The 6,096-nt window shown below is 54.5% G+C and carries 7 protein-coding genes and 1 pseudogene; 7 read left to right on the top strand and 1 reads right to left on the bottom strand.

What is annotated here, in order from left to right; translation table 11 throughout:
* The first annotated feature begins 273 nt into the window (after nucleotides 1–273).
* From B2R17_RS21090 to B2R17_RS21060, 7 genes are all read left to right on the top strand, one after another.
* Nucleotides 274–1,764 carry a sulfatase family protein gene (locus B2R17_RS21090; protein ID WP_286765534.1) on the top strand — a complete coding sequence of 497 codons (1,491 nt, stop codon included), beginning with the start codon at nucleotides 274–276 and terminating at the stop codon, nucleotides 1,762–1,764.
* A complete protein-coding gene (locus tag B2R17_RS21085) occupies nucleotides 1,764–2,516 on the top strand; it encodes a hypothetical protein (RefSeq protein WP_286765533.1) in 753 nt (250 codons plus the stop codon). Before B2R17_RS21090 ends, B2R17_RS21085 begins: the two co-directional genes overlap by 1 nt.
* A 46-nt stretch (nucleotides 2,517–2,562) precedes the next feature.
* Nucleotides 2,563–3,270: an alpha/beta hydrolase gene (locus B2R17_RS21080; protein ID WP_286765532.1), complete on the top strand. Its 708-nt coding sequence runs from the start codon at nucleotides 2,563–2,565 to the stop codon at nucleotides 3,268–3,270.
* A gap of 109 nt (nucleotides 3,271–3,379) precedes the next feature.
* Complete coding sequence (locus tag B2R17_RS21075; protein WP_286765531.1) at nucleotides 3,380–4,225, top strand: alpha/beta hydrolase; 846 nt, start codon at nucleotides 3,380–3,382, stop codon at nucleotides 4,223–4,225.
* A 96-nt stretch (nucleotides 4,226–4,321) separates the two neighbouring features.
* Nucleotides 4,322–4,783: a hypothetical protein gene (locus B2R17_RS21070; protein WP_286765530.1), complete on the top strand. Its 462-nt coding sequence runs from the start codon at nucleotides 4,322–4,324 to the stop codon at nucleotides 4,781–4,783.
* Between the two features lie 420 nt (nucleotides 4,784–5,203).
* Nucleotides 5,204–5,410, top strand: coding sequence for a hypothetical protein (locus B2R17_RS21065; RefSeq protein WP_008671492.1), 207 nt, complete (start codon nucleotides 5,204–5,206; stop codon nucleotides 5,408–5,410).
* On the top strand, nucleotides 5,400–5,699 hold the full coding sequence (locus tag B2R17_RS21060) for a type II toxin-antitoxin system RelE/ParE family toxin (RefSeq protein ID WP_008671494.1): 300 nt from the start codon (nucleotides 5,400–5,402) through the stop codon (nucleotides 5,697–5,699). Before B2R17_RS21065 ends, B2R17_RS21060 begins: the two co-directional genes overlap by 11 nt.
* A gap of 63 nt (nucleotides 5,700–5,762) precedes the next feature.
* On the opposite strand, the pseudogene B2R17_RS21055 reads toward B2R17_RS21060, so the two are convergent.
* Nucleotides 5,763–6,096 (bottom strand): annotated as a pseudogene (locus B2R17_RS21055) (serine/threonine protein kinase); the annotation flags it as partial.

Below are 6,096 nucleotides of genomic sequence, written 5' to 3'. Positions count from 1 at the left end.
CGTTAGCCCCGGTTGGCGTCTAACTAACCGCCGCTAACGCGGTGCGGCTCATTAAATCAACAGCCCGCTAGGCGTGGTCAGCAGAACTGGTTGCCAAGACAATCGCACTCGCGAAAATACATCGCCGGAGTATAGCTGAGCGATTCGGTAGTTGTGCAATCCGGTGTGAAGATGCAAACCAACGCCACAGATTGAAACTGGTTATCTTTTGAATCGCATCCGACAGATGTCATTAACACCCCGACGTTCCGCATCCCACCCAAGCCCCACCGCATGAAACTCGCTCATTCGCTACCACTGGCGTTGCTTACTGCACTTGCAACCTGTTGGCTCCATCACGTCTCAGCCGACGATCGGCCCAATATTGTCTGGATCATCCCAGACGACATGTCCGCCAACTTTTCGTGCTACGGCGAAACCGCGATCGAGACTCCCAATGTCGACGCGTTGGCCAAAGGCGGAGTGCAGTTCAATCATGCCTACGTGACCGCGCCCGTTTGCTCGACGTGTCGTTCCGCCTTCATCACCGGCATGTACCAAACGACCATCGGGGCACATCACCATCGCAGCGGACGGGGCACCGAAAAGATTTATCTGCCTGCCAACGTGACGATGGTGCCAAAGCTGTTCCAAGACGCTGGATATCACACATCGATCACCGGTTGGCCGATTAACGGACGACTCGGCAAAACAGACTACAACTTCGAATGGGACAAGTCGATTTACCATTCGGCCGATTGGAGCGATCGAAAACCCGGCCAGCCATTTTTCGCACAAATCCAAACGCAAGGTGGCAAACTGCGCGGCAAAGACACGAAAGGTTGGAACAAGGTTGCCGAGTCCGCACGTTCCCGTTTCGGACAGTCCACGCCGATCGATTCGGTTGTTTTGCCACCGTACTACCCCAATCACCCCGACATCCTTCGCGACTGGGCCGCTTACCTGGATTCGGTCCGCATGACCGATGCGATGGTTGGCGAAGTCGTCGCAACGCTCGAAGAACAAGGCGTCCGGGACAACACCCTGATTTTGTTCATGACTGATCATGGCATCAGTCATGGACGAGGAAAGCAATTTCTGTACGACGAAGGCTTGCACGTCCCGTTGGTAATCAATGGTCCAGGCATCAAGCCTAGTAACGTGCGAGACGATTTGGTCGAACACATTGACATCGCCGCCTTGTCATTGGCCGCAGCAGGCATTGCGATTCCCGAATCGATGCAATCCCGCAACATCCTTGCAGCGGACTATCAACCGCGTGACGGGGTGTTCGCCGCTCGCGATCGATGTGACGAAACCGTCGACCACATTCGTTCGGTTCGAACGGATCGATTCAAATACATCCGCAACTTCTTGCCCAATCGACCGTACTTGCAACCATGCGCGTACAAGGACGCCAAGGCGATCCTGATCGCTCTTCGCGAATGCCATGAAGCTGGCTCACTTGACGAGAACCAATCACTTCTTTTTCAAGACAAACGGCCAAAGGAAGAACTGTACGACCTAGTCAGTGATCCACACGAACTACACAACCTGGCCAACGATCCCGATCATCAATCGATGCTGGTTCAAATGCGTGGCAAGTTGAACCAATGGATGGAAGAAACCAATGATCAAGGCCGAACGCCTGAGCCAGAAGCCCAGTACGAGAGCGACATGAAAGTGTATCTTGACACGCTTCGCCGCCGCGGCACACCGGAACACTTGCAGACCGTGGAATCCAACATCCGTTGGATGCAAGAACAGGCTGCGAAAGGCAACTGATGGATTCCCCAATTTCCTCCGATTCGCCGAACGACGAATCGACAAAGGTCGCGGACGAATTACGAGCGGATTTGGTTCGACTGCTCAAAGAGTTTCCGCTCTCCTATGAGCAACATCAGATTCTGCACAAACCGGGCATCGGCATGCTCGTTCAAAGTTTGCTTCGGAAGCGACGGAGATTCACGATCGCGCTCGGTCTGCTCACCGCGACCTGCTTCGCTTTCGCGATCCGAGGCATCGCCTTTTCGAGCGTCTATCTCCCGTGGACGATAACTGCCGCCGTGCTTGGGTTTTGGACTTTTCGGCGAGCCCGTAGATCCAACTTGCTAAGCGATGCATTCCATCGCTTCGAACAAAGCCGTCTGGACCAAAGGGAGCAGCAGATCTCGCTCGGCGATGCTTTGCGTCTTTCGTTTTCGCTCGACTACGACGAACACCAAGCGATCCATCAGGGCGACGACCAATTGGTTGCCGATCAAATGATCGATCGGTTCAACAAGTACTCAGCAACGTTGGCGCTCGGCGGGGCCGGGGCGGCTCTGTCGGCCTGGAATCGCGTTGGCATTCATTCGTTGCCATTCATCATCGTATTGGCCGTCGGCGTTGCCGCATGTGCTTGTCGAAATTGGTTGCAGGTTCAACGAGTCAAAAAGATCGTCGGCGAGCATTCCGAAGCAACAATCGCAAACGAAAAGAATCCCCTGCAAGTTCTGGCTGAAGAGTTCAGCAACGAAGTACAATCATCGAGCTAGACGCTTCGGCGAACTCCCGATACGACCGGTCTCCTCAGGTTAGACAATGAAATATATTGTTCTCGCAGTGCTCTTGATCGCGGGATGCACGGACTCGGCGATGCAAACCCAAACGCCTGCAACCAACCAGGCTCCCACGCCAGTCAAAACAGAACTGGCACCTTGGGGCGGGTTGAACGTTCAATTTGCCGGGCAACCATTGGCGGATGCAAAGCAGATCGTCGTGTTGCTCCACGGCTATGGTGCTTCGCAACAAGACCTGATTCCACTTGGGCAATACATCGGTGTGGAACAACAGTGCCAAGTCTTTCCAGAAGCCCCCATTGCCCTGCCAACTGGCGGATACGCATGGGCGACGGAAGAAGAACACTGGAAGACTGCGACCAGTCAAATTGTCGCCTTGGTAAAGGAACTGCACGACTCCAACCAAAACGCGAAGATCGCCGTTGGCGGTTTCTCGCAAGGAGCCACCCTGGCAAGCCTTCTCGCGACAGATCCCGAATTGCCCGTCGACGATCTTTTCCTTTATTCACCCGCTTGGCTGGAATTCGAAACCGAACTGCCTGAAAAAATCAGGCCGGATGTTCTGCTGGCCCATGGGCGATTGGATCAAGTGTTGCCGTTTTTAGACTCGCAACTACTTCGCAATGCTTTGGATCGTCGGCAAGCCAACATGAATTGGATCGCGTTCAATGACGGACACACGATCCCGATGCAGGTGATCGAGGCGACACGAGACAAATTGCAGCGTTGATAAGACGGTGCAACCGCCACGCATCAAAGCTCTCGATCCGTTTCGGGCAGGATGGGTGTGCTATTCTGCGTGCAACCCAATAGTCATTTTGCTTGAAAGGCAAAGCCCGATGAAATCGTTGTTGCAGCACATTGTCGTGCCCATTTTGTTCTTTCTTGCCTGCATGTCTGTCATCGCTGCTCCCGCTTTCGCTCAGCGTACCCGGAAGCCGATCACGTGGGTCAACTCCGACATTCCAGACTTCGCCGGTTTGGAACACAAAGTTCTCAAAAGCGATGCGTTGGGGCATGACGTGGGCTACGTCGTTTGGACGCCGCCTGGATTTTCTGCCGATGCCGACACTCGCTATCCGGTTGTCTATTTCCTGCACGGTGCCGGCGGAAGCGAACGATCAGACGCTGCCGGAATCGCATCGCTACTCGCCAAAGGCATACGAAACAAAACAATGCCGCCCGCGATTTGCGTTTGTCCCAACGGCGGAATGAGCGGCTATCGAGGAGAAGTGGAATCGATGATCGTCGACGAGTTGATCCCATTGATCGACTCGACCTATCCCACGCGAGCGGACGCCAAATCGCGAGTCGTTGCTGGGTTCTCAATGGGCGGAGCCGGTTCCGTTCGACTATCGCTGCTGCATCCTGATTTGTTTTGTGCCGCCGGCAGCTGGGGCGGCGCGTTGGCGTTCCGAGGCAATGCTGCAGAAAGCCCTCTACTTCCAGCCGCGAAGAAGAACGCCGAAACGCTTCGCGCAAATGGATACGCCGCGTTGTTGATCAACGGAGACGGCGATCGCCCCGACGCCTTTGCCTTGTTGGCAGAAACGTTTCGGGCCCACGACATTCCGCACCAGGTCGTGATCGTCGAGAACACAAAACACAACCTTGGCGACTACCACAAGAAAACCGCAGATCAAATGATCTCGTTCCTAGGCAAACAGTTGCAACAAAACCAGTAGGTCTGGCGTGGGAATCAGCAATTCGTTTGGCGATGTAAGTCGTCACGGTTGCCATAACCGAGACTCGCACGTCACCATCGGCTCCGATAATCAACGATGAACGAACAATCACGCGATCAATACCAAACTCCGCGTCACTCGGAATTGGACTTCACTAAGCGTGGCGTCACACTCATCCCCGAGCAGTTGGCATCACGCACTCGAGTCGTCGTATGCGGTTTGGGGCTATACACCTTCGCGTGGCCACTCTTGGTTGCTCGTACGATCGATTCGCCAACCGTCGCCGGTCTATCGATCGTCCTTTCGATCATTGGGTATCGAATCAATCGTTCGTCGTTCAAACACATCCCATGGACGTCATATTTGTGCTTGATCTTCCCATTGAGACTTGCAAGATCCTTCACTGGATACGAATGGTCTGAGATTGCCAGAACATTCCTATCCAACTCGTCGCTGGTCTTGATCTGTCAAACGCTGGGCGCCGTCTGGGGCGTCTACGCTGCACTTTGTGTCTTCCGATGTCACATGGCTCATGGGCGGCTGAGACTAACGGATTGAACAATCACTTTGATTTCTGGCATGACAACAATGCGGCGGGACGGCCTTGCAGCGGATCAACCGCGGGAACTACGTCCCCCTATCATCCTCCGCTCGGCCGGGAAGGGATGTGACTCAGATTTGCACTCGGCGTCCCGATGGATCCCAACGGACAAACCGCACGGAAGCAGACGGCGACCAGGTTGCTCGACCGATCGGATCGCGCTTCGTCTTCCACCCAGTTTTTGAGGAAAATTTTTCCCAAGTGCCTAACGCTTTCCTGATCAGGAAAACCCTTGCAAAACACGCAAATAATGCGCAAAACGGCGCATCCTTCAATTTGCCTCTTGCGAGAAATGCAGTTCTTTTGAGGGAAATCCCGAGTTGGGGCATACACAAACCGAGCGGAACCGCTAGGATGGGGGGGCAAAGGAGACTCCAATGAACGAAACACTGAACACCTCCGCAAAGTTTGCGGCTCGCGACACCATTGACAGTCTGCCCGATGGCGCAAGCTGGGATGAGGTCCTCTATCGGCTGTACATCCGACAAAAAATCGAATCCGGTCTGGCTACTGCGGAGTCATCTCGACTGGTCGGAACCGACACCGTTCGCGAACAATGGAAACAGACCCGCAATGCAAGTTAGTTGGACTGACTACGCCGTATCAGATCTGTTGGCAATTCGAGACTACATCGGACGGGACAGCGACAAGTTTGCTGACTTGATCTTCGAACGTATCGTTGAACAGACCGAACGTCTGCTCGAATACCCTGACGCTGGTTCCATCGTTCCCGAGTTTGGCCGGGAGGATGTGTCCGAGATCCAAGTCAATTCGTACCGCGTCGTTCATCAGATCTTTGACGATGAAGTTCGCGTGTTGACGGTCTCACACGCCACTGCGCCTTCCGCGATTCAGGTCGGCGACGGTCCCTGAGTTCAGCGATCCCACGTTGAATTCGAGTGGGATTGGAACTCTCTAATGCCGTTGATAGTCGCGTTATTCCATCCGGCGATAGCGTTTGGAAAACACCAGCATGGTGACCATCCACCAACCGCCCAAAAACAACGGCGCGGCCACCGGAATCGCAACCGAAGCGAACGCCATTCCGATGAATCCCATCCCGAGAAGCGCGCTGCCGCCCCACATGTGACCCGCGATTGCGATGAAGGCAAACCCGCTCATCACACAGGCCATCACCATCACTCCGGAATGATCCAGGTTGCCGCTGATCCAAAGCAGATTGATGCTGGACAACGCGACCAGGTAACCGAGCCAGATGGACCAGACGGGACGCTCCGCTGAAATTCGCGGAAGCCACAATCCATCGCGA

It is taken from the genome of Rhodopirellula sp. UBA1907, assembly GCF_002337565.1.
In the GTDB taxonomy this organism is placed as follows: Bacteria; Planctomycetota; Planctomycetia; order Pirellulales; family Pirellulaceae; genus Rhodopirellula; species Rhodopirellula europaea.
This window is presented reverse-complemented; position numbering and strand designations above follow the sequence as displayed.

Excerpts from the sequence above, each read along its gene's own strand:
- B2R17_RS21085 (WP_286765533.1), top strand. The coding sequence starts at position 1,764 with ATGGATTCCCCAATTTCCTCCGATTCGCCGAACGACGAATCGACAAAG.
- B2R17_RS21090 (WP_286765534.1), top strand. The coding sequence starts at position 274 with ATGAAACTCGCTCATTCGCTACCACTGGCGTTGCTTACTGCACTTGCA.
- B2R17_RS21070 (WP_286765530.1), top strand. The coding sequence starts at position 4,322 with ATGAACGAACAATCACGCGATCAATACCAAACTCCGCGTCACTCGGAA.
- B2R17_RS21060 (WP_008671494.1), top strand. The coding sequence starts at position 5,400 with ATGCAAGTTAGTTGGACTGACTACGCCGTATCAGATCTGTTGGCAATT.
- B2R17_RS21075 (WP_286765531.1), top strand. The coding sequence starts at position 3,380 with ATGAAATCGTTGTTGCAGCACATTGTCGTGCCCATTTTGTTCTTTCTT.
- B2R17_RS21080 (WP_286765532.1), top strand. The coding sequence starts at position 2,563 with ATGAAATATATTGTTCTCGCAGTGCTCTTGATCGCGGGATGCACGGAC.
- B2R17_RS21065 (WP_008671492.1), top strand. The coding sequence starts at position 5,204 with ATGAACGAAACACTGAACACCTCCGCAAAGTTTGCGGCTCGCGACACC.